This window comes from Herbaspirillum sp. Her3 (assembly GCF_057961275.1).
Map to the genome: position 1 here is coordinate 352,065 of NZ_CM176328.1, position 19,585 is coordinate 371,649.

15 protein-coding genes and 1 pseudogene are annotated in these 19,585 nt (G+C 65.2%); 8 read left to right on the plus strand and 8 right to left on the minus strand.

The genetic code is table 11. The features are described from left to right. Window positions 1–18: 18 nt before the first annotated feature. The gene (gene yfcF / locus ACVC5H_RS01600; protein WP_489620677.1) at window positions 19–666 is read right to left on the minus strand and encodes a glutathione transferase; all 648 of its coding nucleotides are present in this window, start codon (window positions 664–666) and stop codon (window positions 19–21) included. 445 nt (window positions 667–1,111) lie between these two features. On the opposite strand from yfcF, the gene ACVC5H_RS01605 reads away from it, so the two are divergent. Continuing rightward, window positions 1,112–1,408, plus strand: a complete 297-nt coding sequence (locus ACVC5H_RS01605; protein ID WP_489620678.1) for a type II toxin-antitoxin system MqsR family toxin — start codon at window positions 1,112–1,114, stop codon at window positions 1,406–1,408. Between the two features lies 1 nt (window position 1,409). Further along, a pseudogene (locus tag ACVC5H_RS01610) lies at window positions 1,410–1,808 on the plus strand (type II TA system antitoxin MqsA family protein); the annotation flags it as partial. A gap of 153 nt (window positions 1,809–1,961) precedes the next feature. Here the strand turns inward: ACVC5H_RS01610 and ACVC5H_RS01615 are convergent. Further along, a complete protein-coding gene (locus tag ACVC5H_RS01615; protein WP_489620679.1) occupies window positions 1,962–2,696 on the minus strand; it encodes a GntR family transcriptional regulator in 735 nt (244 codons plus the stop codon). A gap of 406 nt (window positions 2,697–3,102) precedes the next feature. Between ACVC5H_RS01615 and ACVC5H_RS01620 the strand changes: the two genes are divergently transcribed. The 3 genes from ACVC5H_RS01620 to ACVC5H_RS01630 all read left to right on the plus strand — a co-directional run bounded on the left by ACVC5H_RS01620 (window position 3,103) and on the right by ACVC5H_RS01630 (window position 6,899). Beyond that, a complete protein-coding gene (locus tag ACVC5H_RS01620; RefSeq protein WP_489620680.1) occupies window positions 3,103–4,344 on the plus strand; it encodes an MFS transporter in 1,242 nt (413 codons plus the stop codon). Next, a complete protein-coding gene (locus ACVC5H_RS01625) occupies window positions 4,341–5,177 on the plus strand; it encodes an amidohydrolase family protein (protein WP_489620681.1) in 837 nt (278 codons plus the stop codon). The genes ACVC5H_RS01620 and ACVC5H_RS01625 overlap by 4 nt, the downstream gene beginning before the upstream one ends. Before the next feature lie 171 nt (window positions 5,178–5,348). Next, window positions 5,349–6,899, plus strand: coding sequence for a methyl-accepting chemotaxis protein (locus ACVC5H_RS01630; protein WP_489620682.1), 1,551 nt, complete (start codon window positions 5,349–5,351; stop codon window positions 6,897–6,899). A gap of 117 nt (window positions 6,900–7,016) precedes the next feature. Here the strand turns inward: ACVC5H_RS01630 and ACVC5H_RS01635 are convergent, their stop codons facing one another. Then, window positions 7,017–7,652, minus strand: a complete 636-nt coding sequence (locus ACVC5H_RS01635) for a cysteine hydrolase family protein (RefSeq protein ID WP_489620683.1) — start codon at window positions 7,650–7,652, stop codon at window positions 7,017–7,019. A gap of 228 nt (window positions 7,653–7,880) precedes the next feature. Here ACVC5H_RS01635 and ACVC5H_RS01640 point away from each other — a divergent pair, with 228 nt between their 5' ends. Beyond that, window positions 7,881–9,167 carry an NAD(P)/FAD-dependent oxidoreductase gene (locus ACVC5H_RS01640; RefSeq protein ID WP_489620684.1) on the plus strand — a complete coding sequence of 429 codons (1,287 nt, stop codon included), beginning with the start codon at window positions 7,881–7,883 and terminating at the stop codon, window positions 9,165–9,167. 268 nt (window positions 9,168–9,435) lie between these two features. Here the strand turns inward: ACVC5H_RS01640 and ACVC5H_RS01645 are convergent, their stop codons facing one another. Genes ACVC5H_RS01645 through ACVC5H_RS01660 form a run of 4 tightly spaced genes read right to left on the minus strand, consistent with a single transcriptional unit; the run spans window position 9,436 to window position 15,013 of the window. After that, complete coding sequence (locus ACVC5H_RS01645; protein WP_489620685.1) at window positions 9,436–9,966, minus strand: cysteine hydrolase family protein; 531 nt, start codon at window positions 9,964–9,966, stop codon at window positions 9,436–9,438. A gap of 59 nt (window positions 9,967–10,025) precedes the next feature. Next, entirely contained in the window at window positions 10,026–11,243 is a 1,218-nt protein-coding gene (locus ACVC5H_RS01650; protein WP_489620686.1) for a porin, read from the minus strand. Window positions 11,244–11,298: 55 nt separating this feature from the next. Continuing rightward, window positions 11,299–13,710 (minus strand): glycoside hydrolase family 31 protein, encoded by a 2,412-nt coding sequence (locus tag ACVC5H_RS01655; protein WP_489620687.1) that lies wholly within the window; start codon window positions 13,708–13,710, stop codon window positions 11,299–11,301. 16 nt (window positions 13,711–13,726) lie between these two features. After that, window positions 13,727–15,013 carry an MFS transporter gene (locus tag ACVC5H_RS01660; protein WP_489620688.1) on the minus strand — a complete coding sequence of 429 codons (1,287 nt, stop codon included), beginning with the start codon at window positions 15,011–15,013 and terminating at the stop codon, window positions 13,727–13,729. Window positions 15,014–15,280: 267 nt separating this feature from the next. On the opposite strand from ACVC5H_RS01660, the gene ACVC5H_RS01665 reads away from it, so the two are divergent. Continuing rightward, window positions 15,281–15,460, plus strand: a complete 180-nt coding sequence (locus ACVC5H_RS01665; protein WP_489620689.1) for a metallothio multi-domain protein — start codon at window positions 15,281–15,283, stop codon at window positions 15,458–15,460. Window positions 15,461–15,666: 206 nt separating this feature from the next. After that, window positions 15,667–18,045, plus strand: a complete 2,379-nt coding sequence (locus tag ACVC5H_RS01670) for a DEAD/DEAH box helicase (protein ID WP_489622637.1) — start codon at window positions 15,667–15,669, stop codon at window positions 18,043–18,045. Between the two features lie 33 nt (window positions 18,046–18,078). Here ACVC5H_RS01670 and ACVC5H_RS01675 read toward each other — a convergent pair whose 3' ends face one another. Continuing rightward, on the minus strand, window positions 18,079–19,503 hold the full coding sequence (locus ACVC5H_RS01675; protein WP_489620690.1) for an MFS transporter: 1,425 nt from the start codon (window positions 19,501–19,503) through the stop codon (window positions 18,079–18,081). Window positions 19,504–19,585: the final 82 nt, after the last annotated feature.

Below are 19,585 nucleotides of genomic sequence, written 5' to 3' on the forward strand. Positions count from 1 at the left end.
CCGCCCTTTTTCATTGCGTCATTGCAGCGGTGGACGCTGCATCGCTACCCACTCCTGCACCGCGGGCCGCTGCCATTGTGTGCGGGCATATGCTGCCAGCGGCGCCGGTACGGTGTCGCCATGCAGGGCGAGACGATTGATCATCAGCGCCAGGTCGGTATCGGCGATACACCAGTCACCGAAGAGGCAATCGGCGCCTTCCGGCAGCAAGGCCTGCACAAAACGGAACAGGCGTTGCGCGGCGGCCTGTGCCTGTGCGGACAAGGGCGGCTTGCGCGCGCCATGGAACAGCACTTGCGTATTGCGCTCCTCGCGGATGGGCATCAGGTCGCTGCGCAGCCAGGCCTGTACCTGTCGGGCGCGTGCACGTGTGGCCGGATCGGCCGGATAGAGCGCCGGTCCGCCAAAGACCTCTTCCAGATATTCGGTAATGGCCGAGGACTCCGACAGCGCCAGGCTGCCATGCTGCAAGGTCGGCACGCGAGCGGTCAGGGACAGGGCGGCATAGGCGGGATCGTGCTGGGCAGCGGCGTCCAGGTCGACGGTGTGCAGTGCGAAGGGCAAGGCCTTTTCGCGCAGGGCGACGAAGACCGACATGGCGTAGGGGCTGGCGTATTGGGCGTCGATGTGGAGTTGGAGCGACGGGCCGGGACGATCAGTTTGCATGTGTACCTCATGAAGAACGGTTGAAAAAATCGTTCCGCCGGCAGTGCGCCGGGCGAGGTCTGAAAGGAGAACGTTGTTGCGATCCAGTCCCGCCAGGCGATCCGCCGGACGGGACGTGACATCCCCGTCAGCGGAGATGCCGTTTTTTGGTAATCAGCCCGCACAGGCAGACGCCGGCGGCCGGGAGGGCAGCGGGTGACTGGATGAGGGATCGCTTGTGGTGCATGGCGTGGGAAGTGATGGGCTGAGCGGCGATAGTAAACGAGTTTCCCGCAACATTTCCAAGAGTGTGCGTTTAAACCACAGCGTGCGGTCCAGAATCGCTGTCTCGCAGATGAAGTGGGCACAGGCCCTGGCTGGCCGCCGTTGAAACTTCCTGCCGTTTCTCAAACTTGTTGGCCAAATCCCCCCTTGGCGTCCATAACCAAGATGGTTGCACTTCCCCATGGAAAAGCACACTCCACACTGCAAGCTTGATGTCGTCCGCTCACTGATTCGTGAAGGGCGGGTACGCAAGACGGCGGCGGCGCTGTTGGGCGCTGCAGCGCTAGGGATCGATGAAATGGAGATGGTGGCCATTGTACTTGCGCTGAGCAAGCGCGATTTCTGCAAGAGCATGACCACGCACAACGATCACCGCATCTGGCAGGACGTGTACCGCCCTGTGACGCGCTACGGCGAGCTCTACCTCAAGCTGACCGTACTCGATGATGTCCTGATCGTATTCTTCAAGGAGAAATGACATGCAATGTCCCCACTGCGGTGGCGCCGCGCTGATCCGTGATACGCGCGACCTGCCTTATGCCTACAAGGGCGAAACCACAATCATCGCTGGCGTCAGCGGCGACTACTGTCCGCGCTGCGGCGAGTGTGTGCCGGACGCATCGGAAGAAGAGCGGATCTCGGCCGAAGCGCTGTCCTTCAACAAGGCCGTCAACGCCGGATTGATCGATCCTGATGAAATTATCGCCGCGCGCCAGGCGCTGCAGTTGGGCCAGCGCGAGGCCAGCCTGTTGTTCGGTGGCGGCATCAATGCCTTCAACCGCTACGAGGCCGGCAAGATCAAACCGCCCCGCGCGCTGGTGCTGTTGCTGCGATTGCTGTGCAAGCACCCGGACCTGCTGGGCGAACTGCGCAGCGAACCCGCAGGTACGCAGCGCGAGCGTGCTGGACTTGCCCTGCAGGAGCCACGCAAGGCGGCCCTGGCGCGGCGCCCAGCCAAATAAACAAGGTCTGCGGTGAGGGATGTCGCCTTTGTCAGATGGCTCGACGTCATCAAGGCCGTGCGCCGTGCGTCAGCGAATCTCCGCGCTATACCTGAACTTGCTCCCCGCCCCCCGCGATTGCCGCCACTCCAGCGGCGTGCCGTCCGAGCCGAAGGCGATGCGTTCGATCACTACCACCGGCGTCTTCTCGGTCAAGCCCAGCAGTCGTGCCTGCGCTGCCGTCACGGTTTCCACCGTCAGGGTCTCGCGGGCGGAGGCCACGATGAGCCCGCATTCCCGCTCATACAGCGGATACAGCAGATCGCCAAAATCCTCCGGCGCCTTGTTGGCCAGGGCCTTGAAGCGCTGGGCGCACAGGTAGATGTTCTCGGCCAGGACCGGCTGGCCATCCACCTTGCGCAGGCGCAGCAGCTCGATCACCTTGGCATGGGCCTTCAGGTGCAAGGCCTCGGCCGCCTGGCGCGGGGCCTCGATGATCTTGCGGCTGACGATCACGCTCTTGGGCGCCAGCGGACGGCCGTCGGCGGATTCGAAACGGAAGAAGCGGAACAGCGAATTGTCGAAGCGCGCCTTGCGCACGAAGGTGCCGCGCCCATGCGTGCGCTCGACCAGGCCCTCGCTCATCAGCGTTTCAATCGCCCGCCGCACCGTGCCCACCGCCACCTGGAACGCCTGGCTCAGTTCAGCCTCGGAAGGGATGGCCTGGCCCGGCTGCCACTTCTGGGCGCGGATCTGGGCTGCGAGCTGGTCGCGCAACTGGAGGTACAGCGGCAGGCGCTTATCGGCACCGGTCTGGTCAAGCATGGTCACACTGGCCTTGCAGAAAGGAAAGTACTCAGTCTACCCGCGGCCGGGCTCGGCCACAACGATGCAGTGAACCGCGCTCAGCCAAAGCAGATGCGACCGTGCCGCTCTGCTTGTCTGGCTTGTGTGCCAGCGGATAACGCGCTCAAGCCGGGGGGGGGGGCTGCAGATGGACCGCATCGCCGCCAACCGTGCCGTAGTTGGCCGACTACGCCAAGGATTGACGAGGATTGTTGACTCGCCGTAGCTGTGTTATCGTGCGTCAACTCATATAGATGTCTATATGAGCAGTCAACTACATAATTCAATCAGCTTCGCGCCACCGCCGGTATCCCTGCCACGCCTTCACAGCATGTGCGGCCCGGGGACGCCAAGGTTGCGCGCCTTCAGCTTAGAGGACGAGACAATGTTTTCATGGTATCGGCAGGTCACTGCCAAGGAACGCAAGACTTTCTGGGCCTGCTTCAGCGGATGGGCACTGGACGCGCTGGACGTGCAGATGTTCAGCCTGGCCATCCCCGCGCTGATCGCAGCCTTTTCCCTGTCCAAGGCCGACGCCGGCATGATCAGCGGCGCCACCCTGGTGGCATCGGCCATCGGCGGCTGGTTCGCCGGTACCCTGTCGGACCGCTATGGACGCGTGAAGACCCTGCAGATCACCATCATCTGGTTTTCGCTGTTCACCTTCCTGAGCGCCTTTGCCCAGAGCTATCCGCAACTGCTGGTGCTGAAGGCCTTGCAAGGCTTCGGCTTCGGCGGCGAATGGGCGGCCGGTGCCGTGCTGATGGCCGAGACCATCCGCGCCGAACATCGCGGCAAAGCCATGGGCACCGTGCAGAGCGCCTGGGCCGTGGGCTGGGGCGGTGCGGTGCTGCTGTTCTCGGTATTGTTCACGATGCTGCCGCAAGAGATGGCCTGGCGCGTGATGTTCGTGGTCGGCCTGCTGCCGGCGCTGCTGGTGGTCTACGTGCGCCGCTCGGTGCCCGAGACCGACGCCTTCCTGGCCGGCCGGAAGGCCGCCGCCGGCAAGCCTGCGGCCAGCACCTTGCTGGGCATCTTCCGTCCTGACGTGCTGCGCCTGACCATCATCGGCAGCCTCCTGGGCGTTGGTGCGCATGGCGGCTACTACGCCCTGATGACCTGGCTGCCGACCTATCTCAAGACCGAAAAGCATCTGTCGGTACTCTCCACCGGTGGTTACCTGGCCGTCATCATCATCGCCTTCTGGTGTGGCTGCATCGCCAGTGCGCAATTGCTGGACCGTATCGGCCGCCGCCGTACCGTGGCTTCCTTCGCGGTGTGCTGCGTGGCCACCGTGCTGTGCTACATCTTCCTGCCGCTGTCCGATACCCAGATGCTGGTCTGCGGTTTCCCGCTGGGCTTCTTCGCTGCGGGTATTCCGGCCAGCCTGGGTGCGCTCTTCAATGAGCTGTATCCGAGCGGCATCCGTGGCACCGGCGTGGGCTTCTGCTACAACTTCGGCCGCGTGGCCTCGGCCGGCTTCCCGGTGCTGGTGGGCCACATGAGCGACTCCATGCCGCTGGGCCAGGCCATCGGCATCGATGCCGCCATCGCCTATTCGCTGGTGGTGATTGCCGTGCTGATGCTGCCGGAAACCAAGGGCCGTCAGATGGAAACCGGCGCATGAGCAGTACTGCAGCCCTGGCAGCCCCGGCGCTGCGCATCGACACGCACGCGCACGTGTTCGCGCGTGACCTGCCGATGGCCGACGGGCGCCGCTACACCCCCGCCTACGACGTCACGGTCGAAGAGTACCTGGCGCGGCTGGATGCGCATGGCATGAGCCATGGCGTGCTGGTGCAGCCCAGTTTCCTCGGCAGCGACAATGGCTACCTGCTGCAGGCCATCGCCCGCGCGCCGGAGCGCCTGCGCGGCATCGCCATGATCGATGTGGGGACCGACGACAGGCAGTTACAGACATTGCACAAAGGCGGCGTGGTCGGCATCCGCTTCAACCTGGTCGGCGGTGCGCCGCTGCCGGATTTCCGGGGCCTCTGGCGCGACACCCTGGCGCGCATTGCCGCACTGGGCTGGCAGGTCGAGATCCATCGCGAGGCCGCCGATCTGCCGCGCGTGCTGGAACCCTTGCTGGCGCTGGGCCTGAAGATCGTGGTGGACCACTTCGGCCGGGTTGATCCGGCCCTGGGCGTGGATGATCCGGGATTCCGCTACCTGCTTTCGACCGGTGCCACACGCCAGGTGTGGGTGAAACTGTCGGCGCAGTATCGCAATGGCGGCAGCGAGGTGGGCACACAGTTCGCGCGCCAGGCCTGGCCCTTGTTGCGCGAGCATCTGGGAACGGATCGTCTGCTATGGGGCAGCGACTGGCCGCATACCCAGCACGAGAGCGTGACCGATTATGCCGATAGCTGGCGGCGCTTCGAAAACCTGGTGAGCAGCGAGGAAGACCGTGGCCGCATTACCGGTGAGACGGCGGCGCAGTTGTTCCATATCGCCTGACGCTTCGCCATACAGCAGAGCGGCCGTGATGGCCGCCCTCTCTGGGCCCAGTCCGTGATCCGGCTGGGTCTTTTGCTTTGAGCGGCCGGAGATGGTGAAACGCCAATCTTCCCGGTCAATGAAAATGCCGCCATGCGCGGCCCATGGGGTTCTGTGAAAAGGGGTAACACAATGAAATGGTTCATGGACAGAAAGATCGCCACCAAGCTGCTGCTGTCATTCGTGACCGTGCTGGCACTGATGAGCGGCCTCGGCATGTTCTCGGTCTACCAGATGGATAAGGTCAACGATGCCGCCACCGACATCGCCCACAAATGGGAGCCCAGCATCCGCATCAGCCTGATGCTGGAACGCACCCTGGTGCGCGTGCGCTCGACCGAATTCCAGCACATCCTGGGCAACGCCGAGACCATGGCGACGCTGGAGAAGGCGCTGGCCGAGCGCTATGCCGAATTCACGCGGCTGCAAAAGGAGTATCGCCAGCTCGATCTGAGCACCGAAGAAAGCACCGCCTTCGACCAGCTCAGCCAGACCCTGGCGGCCTACCTGGTCGAACACAGGAAGATCATTGCGCTCTCGCACGAGAACCGCAAGGACGAAGCCCTGGCCCTGACCAAGGGTGATTCGCTCAAAGCCTATCGCGCCATCGAGAAGCAGTTCGCCACCCTGCGCCAGGCCAACATCGATCACAAGGAGGAGGCCAATACCCTTGCCGATCAGGTCTTTGACCGTTCGCAGCACTGGATCATCGGCTTGCTGGTGGTCGGTATCCTGATCGGCCTGGCATTGGCCATCGCCATTGCCCGCGTGGTTTCGCGTCCGCTGGCCGAGGCCCTGCAACTGGCGCGCCGCGTGGCCGCCAATGATTTGAGCGGCCAGGTCAGCGTGCACGGCCGCGATGAAACCGGCCAGCTCATGGAAGCCCTGAACCAGATGACGCAAAGCCTGGGCAACATGGTCGGCCAAATCCACCGCAGCATCGCCGTCATCAATACCGCCTCCGGTGAAATTGCCAGCGGCAATGCCGATCTCTCCTCGCGTACCGAATCGCAAGCCTCCAGCCTGGAAGAAACCGCCTCGGCCATGGAGCAGCTCACCTCCACCGTGCGCCAGAATGCCGACCACGCCCATCAGGCCAACGAACTGGTGAACACCTCCTCGCGCCTGGCGCGCGAAGGCGGCGCCGTGGTTGACCGCGTGGTGCAGACCATGGGCGAGATCCGTACCGGCTCATCACGCATCGCCGACATCACCGGCGTGATCAATGGCATCGCTTTCCAGACCAACATCCTGGCCCTGAATGCCGCCGTGGAAGCCGCCCGCGCCGGCGAGCAGGGACGCGGTTTTGCCGTGGTCGCGACCGAAGTGCGCAGCCTGGCGCAACGCTCGGCCGCTGCCGCGCGCGAGATCAAGGAACTGATCGAGGGATCGGTGCAGCAGGTCGCCACCGGTGCGGGCCTGGTGGACCAGGCTGGCCAGACCATGCATGAGATCGTCGATTCGGTGGCCCGCGTGACCACACTGATGAGCGAGATCGCCGTGGCCAGCCGCGAACAGAGCCGTGGCATTGATGAAATCAGCCACGCCGTCACACAGATGGACGAAGGCACCCAGCAGAATGCCGCGCTGGTGGAACAGGCTGCGGCTGCGTCGCATTCCTTGCGCGACCAGACGCATCAGCTGGCGGCCTTGGTGGGGCGCTTTCAGTTGCGCGCGGAGTAACGCGCGCCCCTCGGAGATGAAAAAAACAAAAAAGGGGATTGATGCCTGGCTTGCATCAATCCCCGCATTGATGCATCCGCTGCATCATTCGCGCAGCGGATCATCTTGTCCCCATCCTCATTCGAGCCAGCTCAGCTGCGTCAGCTTGACCCGCTCACCCAGGCGCGGGGCATTGACCAGGTGCCAGGCCGTGTACTGTTCCGCATAGGCGCTGTCGGACGCCATCAGGTCCACCGGCACCACCACGTCAAAACCGCGGAAAGCCGCGCTGGCCGCGGTATGCAGCACCGCGCCATGGGCTGCGGCACCGATGCAGATGACGGTCTTGATGCCCTTGTCGCGCAGCATCTTTTCCAGATCGGTATTGACGAACTTGTCCGGGCCGGACTTGAACAGAGGTTCGCCGCCCTGCATGGCGGCCTCGGGCCAGATGTCGGCGGGTGTGCTGTTGCCACCCAGGGTATAGATCACCGGTACCTTCTTCTCGCGCGCCATGGCCAGCAGCTTGGCCACGCGCGGCAGCATCGCCACGCAGCGCGGACGGGTCTCGGGATTGCAGGTCTGGCGCGCGATATCGAGCACCAGCACGGCCGTGGTGGCCGGGTCGATGGTCACGCGGGAGAGGGCGGGAGCGGCCGGCGCTTTCACGGTCGACCAGTCGTCATAGACGCCTTGCGCCGTGGCGGGAGCATTGGCCAGGCAGGCCGACAGACCGATTACGGCGGTCAGGATGGCTTGGGAGAACATGCGCATGGTAGTCCTTTCTGAACGGAAGCTGAGGTGGCCGAGGGGTAGCGGCGTGTTGGTCATTTTCCTGCGTCGCGCCAGACGCTGCGCGCTGCGGGAAGCCATTATCGCTGAGCTTATCTCATCTTGCAGGCAAGACCCAGCGTGTGGCCTGATGCCTTCAAGCGCGGCAATATCGGCCTGACGCCCGGGACCAGTTCTCGTATCATGCTGCTTTGCATCGCACATTCTGCCATGTCCACCTCCCCCGAAATCGTCTTTCCCCGCCACGCCGTGATCATCGGCACCGGCGCCGTCGGCCTCATGAGCGCCATCCACGCACTGGACCAGGGCTTGCAGGTCACCCTGCTGGACTTCAACGAGGCCGGCAGCCAAGAGGCCTCCAGCTATGGCAATGCCGGCTGGCTGTCCTCGCATTCGGTGATTCCCCCGGTGGAACCGGGCATGTGGAAGAAGGTGCCGGGCTACCTGATGGACCCGCTGGGCCCCTTGTCCATCCGCTGGCGCTACCTGCCGCGCCTGACGCCCTGGCTCGTGCGCAATCTCGCCAGCGCCCGCCGCGATCGCATCCGCAGCACCGCGCGCGCCCTGCGCACGCTGGTGGCCGATGCCCGCCGCCTGCATCTGGAAGTGGCGCAGCGGGCCGGGGTGGCGCACCTGATCGACACCTCCGGCGTACTGCACGTCTACCGTTCGCGCCAGCACTTCGATAATGACGCCTTCGGCTGGGGCGTGCGCCGCGAGCTGGGTATCCAGTGGCAGGAAGTGGAAGGCGCTGCCCTGCGCGAACGCGAACCGGATCTGGATCCGGCCTTCGGTTTTGCCGTGCAGGTCGACGAAGCGGGCCATTGCCGCAATCCGGCAGCCTACCTGCAGGCCTTGCAGGCCTATGCGCTGGCGCGTGGCGCCAGCCGCGTCCAGGGACGTGCCACCGGTTTTCGGGTGGAGCAGGGACGGCTCAAGGCGGTGTTGACCGAACAGGGCGAGATCGTCTGCGACGCTGCCGTCATCTGTGCCGGCGCCCGTTCCAAGGCGCTGGCGGCGGCTGCAGGGGACAAGGTGCAACTGGAGAGCGAGCGCGGCTATCACGCCGTCATTCGAGGACATGAGCATCAGGCACGCGCACGCACGCCGATGATGGTGTCCGAATTCAAGGTCATTGCCACGCAGATGGAAACCGGCCTGCGCATTGCCGGCCAGGTCGAGTTCGCTTCCTTCGAGGCGGCGCCGGACTGGCGGCGCGGCGAGATCATGCGCGACATCGCCCTGAAACTCTTCCCCGGCCTGCCGCGCACGCTACCGGCCGAGGATGTGCAGTTCTGGCTGGGCCGCCGCCCGAGCACCCCCGACGGCATGCCCTGCATCGGCCCGGCCAGTGCCAGTGCCGACATCATCCACGCCTACGGCCATGGCCACATCGGCCTGGGCTGCTCGGCCCGCACCGGCCGCATCGCGGCCCAACTGCTGGCCGGCCAGGCGCCGGAAATCGACCTGGCGCCCTTCAGCCCGCAGCGGTTCTAGGGCCTGTTCACATTAAATCTGCGAGTGCGAGAGGCCGCCAAGCGTTGACTGCCTAGGCGCGGCGACGCGCCGTGGTGGTGCCACGGCAAGGAGCTGCAACAACGGCAGGCGACGCTTGGCGGCCTCTCCCGGAGGGTTGCCCCCAGAAGGCGCGCTGGCCGCGTTGCACGTCAGGGCTGGTGGCACCACCACCAGCCCTGACGCGCGCCTTGCCAACACGCCTTCTGGGGGCAACGCATCTCGCAGATTTAATGTGAACAGGCCCTAGTCAGAAGCTGATATCGCTGGCCGCCGTGATGGTGGTGCGCACCCCATAGGCGCCGAGGTTGGCCAGCGTGACCTGGTGATGCGCGATCACATCGGCCACCGACAGCACCCCGTTGGGTGCGGTGGTGTGGGCGCCAGCCGCCAGCGTCACCGGGAAACCCAGCGCCAGTGCGCGCCGCACGGTGGACTCCACGCAGAACTCGGTCTGCATGCCGCAGACGACCAGTTGCTTGACCCCGTGGGACTGGAGCAGGGCTTCCAGGTCCGTCTGGTGGAAGGCATCCGAACCGCGCTTGCGCACATACAGGTCAGCGGAGGTGTGATGCAACCCTTGCGCCAGTTGCCACCCGGCGCTGTCGTGGACCAGCGTGCCCCGGTCTTCGTGCTGCACGAAGATCACCGGCACGCCGGCTGCGCGCGCCTTCCCCGAAAGCAGGTTGATGGCGGCGATGGTGCTGTCGCCGTTGGCAACGGCCTCGGGGCCGATGCACAGGGCTTGTTGAACATCGATGATGAGCAGGGCAGTGGTCATGGCAGGGGGACCTGGTTCAATGAATCGGCCATGGTAACCCATGCCCCGCAGCGATGCGATCAGAACGAATGGCGGATACCCAGCATGGCCACGAACTGGCCGCGGCCATTGGAAGGCGTACCGTTCTGCGAGTCGCCCACGGCGGCCACGGCATCGACGATGCTGGTGCCGGAGCTGCCCGCGTGCAGCGTCTGGCCGCTGGCGCGCTGATAGGCCTGGATCGCATACAGGGCCGTGCGCTTGGAGAGCGCATAGACCTGCTCCAGCGAGAGCTGGTTGTACTTGGCCGGCGAGCTGATGCCATTGCGCGCCTTCTCGGCCGTGTAGCTGTAGCCTGCCGCCAGGGTCAGTGCGGCATTGAGGTTGTAGCTGGCGATCAGGCCCACGGTATTGAAGGTCGCCGTCTGCGTGAAGGCCGACAGCGCACCGGGTTTGTATTGCACGTTGGAATAGTTCAGGCCCATCATCCAATCACCCCAGGTATAGCGGGCTGCCGTGGCCAGCAACTGGGTGCTGTCGGCCGAAGCATAGCCGGCATTGATGGGCGAATTGTTGGCGAAGCTGCCCACGTTGCTGAAGCTGCCGGCGGTGCTGCCGCTGGCCAGGTTCTTCAAGCGGGTATAGCCGGCGCTCCAGGAGAAGGCCTGGTAGTCGTAGCGCAGCGCGGCACTGACGCTGCTGCCGCTGGCGGTGCTACCGGCCTGTTCGCCCATGCCGTACTGGATGCCGGCCTGCAGGCCGCCCAGCGTGGGCAGCGTGTAGAGCACCGAATTGTTCATGCGCAGCGTGGTATCGAGCGCATCGATATCACCCGGGTGTGCGCCCGTGGCGCCGGTCAGCACACCGGTCGGGCCCAGTCCGCCCACGTACTGGAAGTAAGGCGTGTACTGGCGGCCCACCGTGATCTGGCCCCAATCCCTGCTGGCCAGGCCCACATAGGACTGGCGGTTGAACAGCACGCCGCTGCTGGACATGGCGCCGGTATCGGCATTGAAGCCGTTTTCCAGGCGGAACAGCGCGCTGGTGCCGCCGCCCAGGTCTTCGCTACCCACCAGGCCCAGCTTGCTGGCGTTGAGTGCACCTGAGTTCATGTAGGTGTTGGAGGCGCCGCCCTGGTTGCTGCTATAGGCCATGCCCAGGTCCACCGTGCCGTAGAGCGTCACCGAGGATTGCGCCCAGGCCGGCATCGTGGCGCCTGCGCCCAGCAGGGCGGCGCACAGGACCAGGGGTTGCAGCGACAGTCTGGCGGCGGGGGTAGGGAAATTTTTCGTTTTCATTCACGTCTCCTTTTTTTGGCGTGGTTGTTGTGCTTGTTGTTGCTGGGTGCTCTGTTCAAACCTTCATTTCAAGCCGCAAACGGCGCCAACCATGGCTGCTGACCTCGCTGACGATGCGGGCAGCGGGCGTATGCAGGGTGCGGGTATCGCCAGCCGGCAGCCAGATTTCCACCGTGTTGGTGGCGACCGGCATCTGGCCTTCCTGCGTCACGTGCAGCGTGATGCTGTGCGCATCGCTGCGAGCCCGCACCTGCCAGCGTCCCTGCTGGCCTTCGCGCCAGGCCTGGCTGTGGCCGTCGTCCTCGATGCAGCCGCCGCTGGCTTCGCCTTCGCCGGCCACCGGGGCCACCAGGAAGGCGCGCGCATCGGCGGGTTGGCCGAAGTGCTGCTCGGCCACATTCATGGCGATGACCCCGCCCTTGCGGATGAGCATCACCGGCTGGTCCCAGGGGGCCGGCAGGCGGATGCGCTGGCCGCCTGCGAAGCTCTCGCCGCTCCAGTAGGACACCCAATCGGCACCGGCTGGCAGGTAGACTTCGCGTTCGGTCTGCCCGGCCTCGACCACGGGCGCCACCAGCAGGTCGGTGCCGAGCATCATGTCGTCACATTCCTCGTAGCAGCGGCGGTCCTGCGGGAACTGCGCGAAGGTCGGGCGCAGCACCGGCTGGTAGTCCCGGGTGGACTGCCACAGCAATTCATAGAGGTAAGGAATGAAGCGGTAGCGCAGCTTGATGAGCGCGGCGATCTGCGCGGTCGCCTCGGGATACATCCAGGGTTCGTTGACGGTCTTGTCGTCATTCCACGAATGGATGGAGAAGCGCGGCATGAACACGCCGAAGGCCACCCAGCGCACCAGCAGTTCCGGTTCCGGCGCCGGACCTGCGAAGCCGCCGATGTCGTGGCCGATGTTGGATACGCCCGACAGCGCCAGGCCCAGGCCCATCTTGAGGTTGTAGCGCAGGGTTTCCCACGAGGTGTAGTTGTCGCCCGACCAGGTTTGCACGTAACGCTGCATGCCGGCACCACCCGAGCGCGACACCAGGAAGGGACGCTGCTGCGGTGCAGCCTCGGATTGTGCCTGGTGCGAGGTCCGCATCATCAGCATGGTCTGCAGCACCTTGGCCTGCTGCACCGGATAGGGCGCGCCGAAGCCATTGGCCAGGGCATCCGGGGTCCAGACCTCGAATTCGTTGTTGTCGTTCCAGGTGGCACTGACGCCGTAATCCAGCAGGGCTGACTTGACGTTGGCTTTCCACCATTGCTGGGTGGCGGGATTGGTGAAATCGAGATAGGCCCCGACCTCATCCCAGAACTGCACCCAGGCCGGCTGTCCCTGGCTGTCGCTGATCAGGAGCCCCGCCTCGCGCGCCTGTTCGAACTGCGGATGGTCGCGCAGCAGGCAGGGTTTGATGTTGGCGCACAGGTGTACGCCGGCATCGTGATAGCTCTGCACGAAGCCCTTGGCATCGGGGAATTTGTCGGTGTTCCAGTGGAACACGTAACGCTTGGGACCGATCGAGGTATAGCCCGAAGACAAGTGGAAGGAGTCGCACAGGATGTCATGCTCGCGGCACTTGTCGATGAACTGCCCCATCTGCACCTGGGCATCGGGCGCGTCGGTATAGCTCATGGTGGAGCCGGAGTAGCCCAGTCCCCACCTGGGCATCCAGGCGGGGCGGCCGGTCAGCCAGGTGAAGCGGCGGGCGGCGGCCACGGGGGTATCGGGCGAGGCGATGAAGTAGTAATCCAGATCGCCATGCGGTGCCACGAAGTAGCGATACAGGCCGTGGTAGTTGTCCAGCTCGCGGCCCATGTCGAAGCGACAGTCGGAAAGGGTGTCGTAGAACAGCCCGAAGCCGCTGGCGGCCTGCGCATTCCAGGTGATGTAGAAGGGGATGTGCTTGTAGAGCGGATCGGTGTTGCGGGCGCTGTAGCCCATCGCATCGATGTTGCGCATCTCGTAGGACTGGCCGGCGCGGTTCATGTCACCGGCGCGTTCACCCAGGCCGAAGTACAGTTCATCGGGCTGGCGCTTGAGGTAGTGGTAGACCTGCTGGTCCCAGTAACCGAAGTTGTAGGCCTGTGTGGGCCGGTCCGCCAGTACCGTCTGCCACTGGCCCTGGCGCTGCATTTCCCATTGGCAGAAGCCACCCTCCAGCGTCACCGTCAGGCGGATCTGCGCCGTCTCGATCTGCACGCGGCCGGCTTCTTCGCGCAGGGTGAATGCGGGCAGCGCGAAGCCGCTCATGTCGCGGCGGTCACGGCCTTGCGGTGGCGTGTCTTCGGCGCCGGGCGCAATGGCCCAGGAGGCCGGGCCGCGCAGCTCGCCCTGAGGCAGCACCAGCACGCGCAGGATGTCCTCTTCCAGGACGAACAGTTCGATGGCTGCGCCGGATTCGGCGGCCAGGCGCAGATGATTGCCGTTGCGGGACTGCAGCGCGAAGCGCGGAGGATGGAGCATGGACATGATGAAACCCTTGCGTTTAGACAGTGCGAGGCGGCGTGCGCGCGGCGCGCTCCTCATTGGATTGACCACGGATCAGGATGATGAGCAGCACGGCACCGATCAGGTCGAAGGCGCCCAGCATGCCGAACAGCGGACCATAGCCTACCTTGTCGGCCAGCGCTCCTACCAGCAGCGAGAACCCGAGGCCGCCGATCCAGGCCGACATGCCGGCAAAGCCGCTGGCTGTACCCACCTCTTCAGGATCGAACACGTCCGCCGAGAGCGTGTTGACCAGCCCGGAAATCATCTGGTGCGCAAAGCCGCCCACACAGAACAGCGCGATAGCCGTATAGGGCGAGGCCACCAGGCCGACGCAGGCCGGTCCGATCATCATCACCGCGCCCAGCACCACGCCAGCTACGCGGGACCAGATCAGCGGTATCTTGAAGCGATTGATGAGCAATGGCGACAGGTAGCCGCCCGCCAGCCCGCCCAGATCGGCCGCCAGGAAGGGCAGCCAAGCGAACATGGCGATGGATTTGAGATCCAGGTGACGCTCGTTGACGAAGTACAGCGGAATCCAGAAGCTGAAAGTCTGCCAGGCCGGTTCAGCAAAAAAGCGCGCCAGCGCGATGGCCCAGAAGCGGCGCGAAGTCACCACGTCCTTGACCGGACGCTTGCCGCGCACCGCGCTCACCGGGCGCTGCTGGCCGCTGACGATAGTATTGCGTTCGGCTTCGGACAGCGCCGCATGGTCGCGCGGGGAGCGATAGAAGGCGAACCACAGCGCAGCCCAGGCAAAACCGAGCAGGCCGGTCACCACGAAGGCCGACTGCCAGCCATAGCGCAACTGCAGGAAGATTACCAGCGGCGGCGCCAACATGGCGCCCAGCGAGGTACCCGAATTGAACCAGCCCACGGCCACCGATTTTTCCTTGTCGGGGAACCACTCGGCCACCGACTTCATGCCGGAGGGAATGGCGGCCGCCTCGGTCAGGCCCATGAGCGCGCGCAAGCCGGCCAGCGAGAGCCAGCCGGTCGCGCCCGCATGCAGCACGCCGGCAATCGACCACAGCACGCCGAACAGGGCAAAGCCGATGCGCAGCCCGATCAGGTCCACCACGAAGCCGCAGACCGGCTGCATGATCGTATAGCCGACCTGGAAGGCTGCCACTACGTAGGAATATTGCTGGGTGCTCATCCCCAGTTCGTCCTTGAGCGTGGGCGCCAGTACGCCCAGTGAATTGCGTGCCAGATAGTTGGTGATCGTGCCCAGACAAACCAGCACGATGATCCACCAGCGCAAGCCTTTGATCGTCTTCAAGCGATGTCTCCTGATTGGAATGTTATTGCCGCCTGGCTACAGCCTTGGGGGAAGGAGGCTGAATCGAGCGTATTGGTAGCGGTACCAAATTTATTTTTCGTGATGGTAGCGGTACCAGATGCCGCGTGTCAACGTTAGTTTTCTGACAGCAGTTGAAAATGGCGGCGAATCATCATTGCCAGGCTGACACTGCGGCGATTTGTCCCATGTCCTTGCTGCGGCAGCCTGGCTAAAATAGGGGCCTCTCATTGTTCTCATTGCCCGTTCATGACCGCCCTGTTTGACCGCGTTGAAGGTTTCCTGCGCAAGGCATCCGGACTGCACATCGTGCTGGCCCTGCTGCTGGTGTGCGGCCTGCTGTGCTGGGCGGTGTGGGTGTGGGCAACCGGTGAGGGCCGTACGCCTTTCGGCATGCTGGACTTCTGCATCACCCCGCCGGCCAGGTAAGCCTGCGGCCACGGTGACTCATGCGCCCCACGCATGGCCCGGCCCTCCGCCAGTTCCTCCCCTGATCCTGCACGCCCTGCGCGAAGCGCCCTACAATGGCCGCTCTCACGTTCTCTCCCGGCCGCATGCCTGATTCGCATTCCCCCAGCGCATTCCAACCCCGCCTGACCTTGCAGACGCTCACCCGTGGCGAGGGCTTGCTGGGCATGCGGGCGCACGGCCTGTTCGGCCCGCGCGGCGGCATGGTGACGGTGGCGCAGATCGAGTGGGTGTATGGCCAGGGCGCGCAGCGCTGGAGCATGCCCGCACCCACCGGACATCCCGATGACGAGGGCGGCTACACCCCGGCCCACATCGCGCGCGACCTCGCCGCCGAGGCCAGGGCGCTGGAAACCATCCGCGAGATGGGCCTGTTGCCCCTGCGCGAGGATGCCCTGCAATGGCGCGCCGAAAACCCCCTGCACGATGCCGGCCCGCTCTGGACCCTGATGCTGGAAGATGCCTTCGGTGACTTCTGGGCCGACCAGGCGCCGCGCCTGCAGCAGCAGGGCTGGACCTTGCGGGTGCGTCCCGGGTTTGCGCACGAGAGCGTGCCGGTGACCGCCTGGCGCTTCATCGTCAGCAGCCAGACTGGCGAGCTCAGTGCGCGCGAGGTCGCCGCGCCCTTGCAGCCCCGCGCCTTCTCCAGCGAGATCTTCGATGGCCTTGATCCCGGCGGCCGCTGGTTGTTGTCCATCGGCATCGAGGTTGATGGGCAAACCATGGACGTGGCGCCGATGGTGGCCGACCTGTTGCGGCGTGATCCACGCTGGGCCGATGCACAGCAGGTCGAGCGCATGGACCCGCACGCGGTGATCTCGCTGCGTGCGCCCGGTGGCCGGCGCATCGATGCCATGGCCGGTCCGCTCAAGGCGGTGGTGCTGGCGCTGCTCGATTTGCTGGTCGATCTCAAACGCAAGGAAGGCCCGCTGCAGCTCTCGCCCTGGGATGCGCATCGCCTGGACAGCCTGCAGGCCGATCTGCAGGCCCTCGAAGGCGGTGCACCTTGGCACATGAGCGGAGCCGCTGGCGTGCTGCAACTGGCGCAGCGCCTGCGTGCGGCCGGCAGCGTGCAGCCGGTGCCACCGCCCGAGGGACTGGGGCTGACCCTGCGCGGCTACCAGCTGCAAGGCGTGGCCTGGTTGCAGTACCTGCGCCAGCAGGGCCTGGCCGGGATACTCGCCGACGACATGGGCCTGGGCAAGACCGCCCAGGTGCTGGCCCATCTGCTCATCGAGCAACAGGCCGGACGGCTCGACCTGCCGGCGCTGGTGGTGCTGCCCACTTCGCTGCTGTTCAACTGGCAGCAGGAAGCGCAGCGCATTGCACCAGCCTTGCGCGTGACGGTGCTGCATGGCCAGGACCGTGCGCGCCATGTCGCCGCGATTGCCGAAGGCCAGGCCGATCTGGTGCTGACCACGTATCCGCTGCTGTGGCGCGACCTCGACCTGCTGCTGTCGCTGCGCTTTCATCTCTTGGTGCTGGACGAGGCACAGACCATCAAGAACGCCGCCGCCCGCAGCACCGCAGCTGTGCGCCGCCTGCACGCACGCCATCGTCTCTGCATGACCGGCACGCCGCTGGAAAACCACCTCGGCGAATTGTGGAGCCAGTTCCATTTCCTCATGCCCGGCTTTCTCGGCGATGCGCGCAGCTTTGCGCGGCTATGGCGCAAGCCCATCGAGCAGCAGGGCGAGACGGTGCGGGCGCGCCTGCTGGCACAGCGCGTGCGCCCCTTCATCCTGCGCCGACGCAAGCAGGACGTATTGCAGGAGTTGCCAGCCCGCATCGAGATCATCGAGCGCCTGCAATTGCAGGGCCGCCAGCGCGAGCTCTACGAGAGCGTCCGCATGGCCGCCGACAAGCAGGTGCGGCGTGCCTTGGAGCGGCGCGGCCTGGGCAGCGCCCAGGTGACGGTGATGGATGCCTTGCTCAAGCTGCGCCAGGTCTGCTGCGATCCCTATCTGTTGAAGCAGGGCCGTATGCCGCGTGGCCTGGAACGGGCCAAGATCGACTGGCTGCGCGATACCTTGCCGGCGCTGGTGGAGGAGGGACGGCGCATCCTGGTGTTCTCGCAATTCACCAGCATGCTCACCCTGATCGAAGCCGAACTGCAGGCCCTGAACCTGCCCTGCCTGATGCTCACCGGCGAGACCGAACCGGCCGCGCGCAGTGCCGTGATCGCGCGCTTCCAGCAGCAGGAGAATCCGCTGATGCTGGTGAGCCTGAAGGTCGGCGGAGTGGGACTGAACCTGACTGCCGCCGATACGGTGATCCTGGCCGATCCCTGGTGGAACCCGGCCGTGGAAGAACAGGCCATCGCCCGCGCGCACCGGCTGGGGCAGACGCGCCAGGTGTTTGTCTACAAGCTGGTCATCGAAGGCAGCATCGAAGAGCGCCTGCTGGAACTGCAGACGCGCAAGTCGGCCCTGGCCGAAGGCATGCTGGGCCGCGACGATGCGGCCACCGTCAAGTTTGGCGAAGAGGAATTGCAGGCCTTGCTGGCGCCGCTGGGCGCGGGGATTGCGGAGAAAATCCTGTCATAAGCCAGGCTGATGACAGGGCCCACATTCATCATTTCAGGATCGCCACTCCGCCACCTCTTCCAGCGTGCGCCGTTCCGCATCCACTGCAAAGCGCAGCGCGCACGCACCCGCCAACAGCGCCAGGCATGCGCCCAGCGCATAGCCGGCAGCTACCGCATGGCGGTCACCACTGGCGATGAGCCAGCCCAGCAGTACCGGCGCGACGAATCCACCCACGCCGGTCCCGATGGCATAGAAGATGGAAATGGCCATGGCACGCATGCGCAGCGGGAATACCTCGCTGGCCGTCAGGTAGGCCGAACTGGCCGCCGCCGAGGCCACGAAGAACACCGCGCTCCAGCACAGCGCCAGCGAGCGCGCATCCAGCCACCCGGCATTGAAGGCCCAGGCCGTGCCCGCCAGCCCCGCACCGGAAAGCAGGTAGGTGGCCGCGATCATGCGGCGGCGACCGATGCTGTCGAACAGGTGACCCAGCAGCAGCGGTCCCAGCACGTTGCCCAGCGCAAAGGGAAAGATGTAGAGCGCCACGCGATGGTCCGGCACCTGGAAGAAACGCGTGAGCACCAGCGAATACGTGAAGAAGATGGCGTTGTAGACGAAGGCCTGCGCCACCATCATCAGCGCCACCATCACGCTGCGCTGGCGATAGCGATGCAGCAGCACGTGGGCGATCTCGCGCCAGGGCAGCATGCCGCTGCCTGCATGGCCTGAGGCCGGGGCCACGTCAGTCGGGGCCGGCAAGGGACCGTGCTGCTGCGCGACCTCGGCCTCGATCTTGCGCACCACTTCTTCGGCCTCGTCATCGCGGCCATGCATGAGCAGCCAGCGCGGGCTTTCCGGCACGTGCCGGCGCACCAGCAGCACCGCCACCGCCAGCACCGCGCCCAGCAGGAAGCAGGCGCGCCAGCCCAGCGCGGCACCCATCACCTGCGGATCTAGGATCACCAGCGACAGGCCTGCGCCCAATGCCGCACCGATCCAGAAGCTGGCGTTGATGATGAGGTTCACCCGCCCGCGCACCCGTGCCGGCACCAGCTCATCGATGGCCGAATTGATGGCGGCATATTCGCCGCCGATGCCCAGCCCGGTCACGAAACGGCACAGCGCCAGGAACAGGAAATCCTGCGCAAAGGCAGTGGCCAGCGTAGCCGCCATGTACAGCATCAGCGTGAGCATGAAGAGCCGCTTGCGCCCCAGCCGGTCGGTCAGGCGCCCGAATATCAGCGCGCCCAGCACGGTCCCGGCGATGTAGAGCGAGCCGGTCCAGCCGACCTGGGCGGCATCCAGGGCCAGGGTGTCGCTGCGTTCGAGCACGCTGCCCAGCGAACCGACCAAAGTGACTTCCAGCCCGTCCAGTACCCAGGCCACGCCCAGCGCAATCACCACGCGCCAGTGCCAGCGCGACCAGGGCAGGCTGTCGAGGCGGGCAGGGATGGTGGTGGAGGCAAGGGCGGTCATTGAGTGGTTCCGTAGCAGGCAGTGCGCCTGAACGGCAGACCGCCCGCATGTAACACGGGTTCCTGTGGATGAGCTTGGCCGC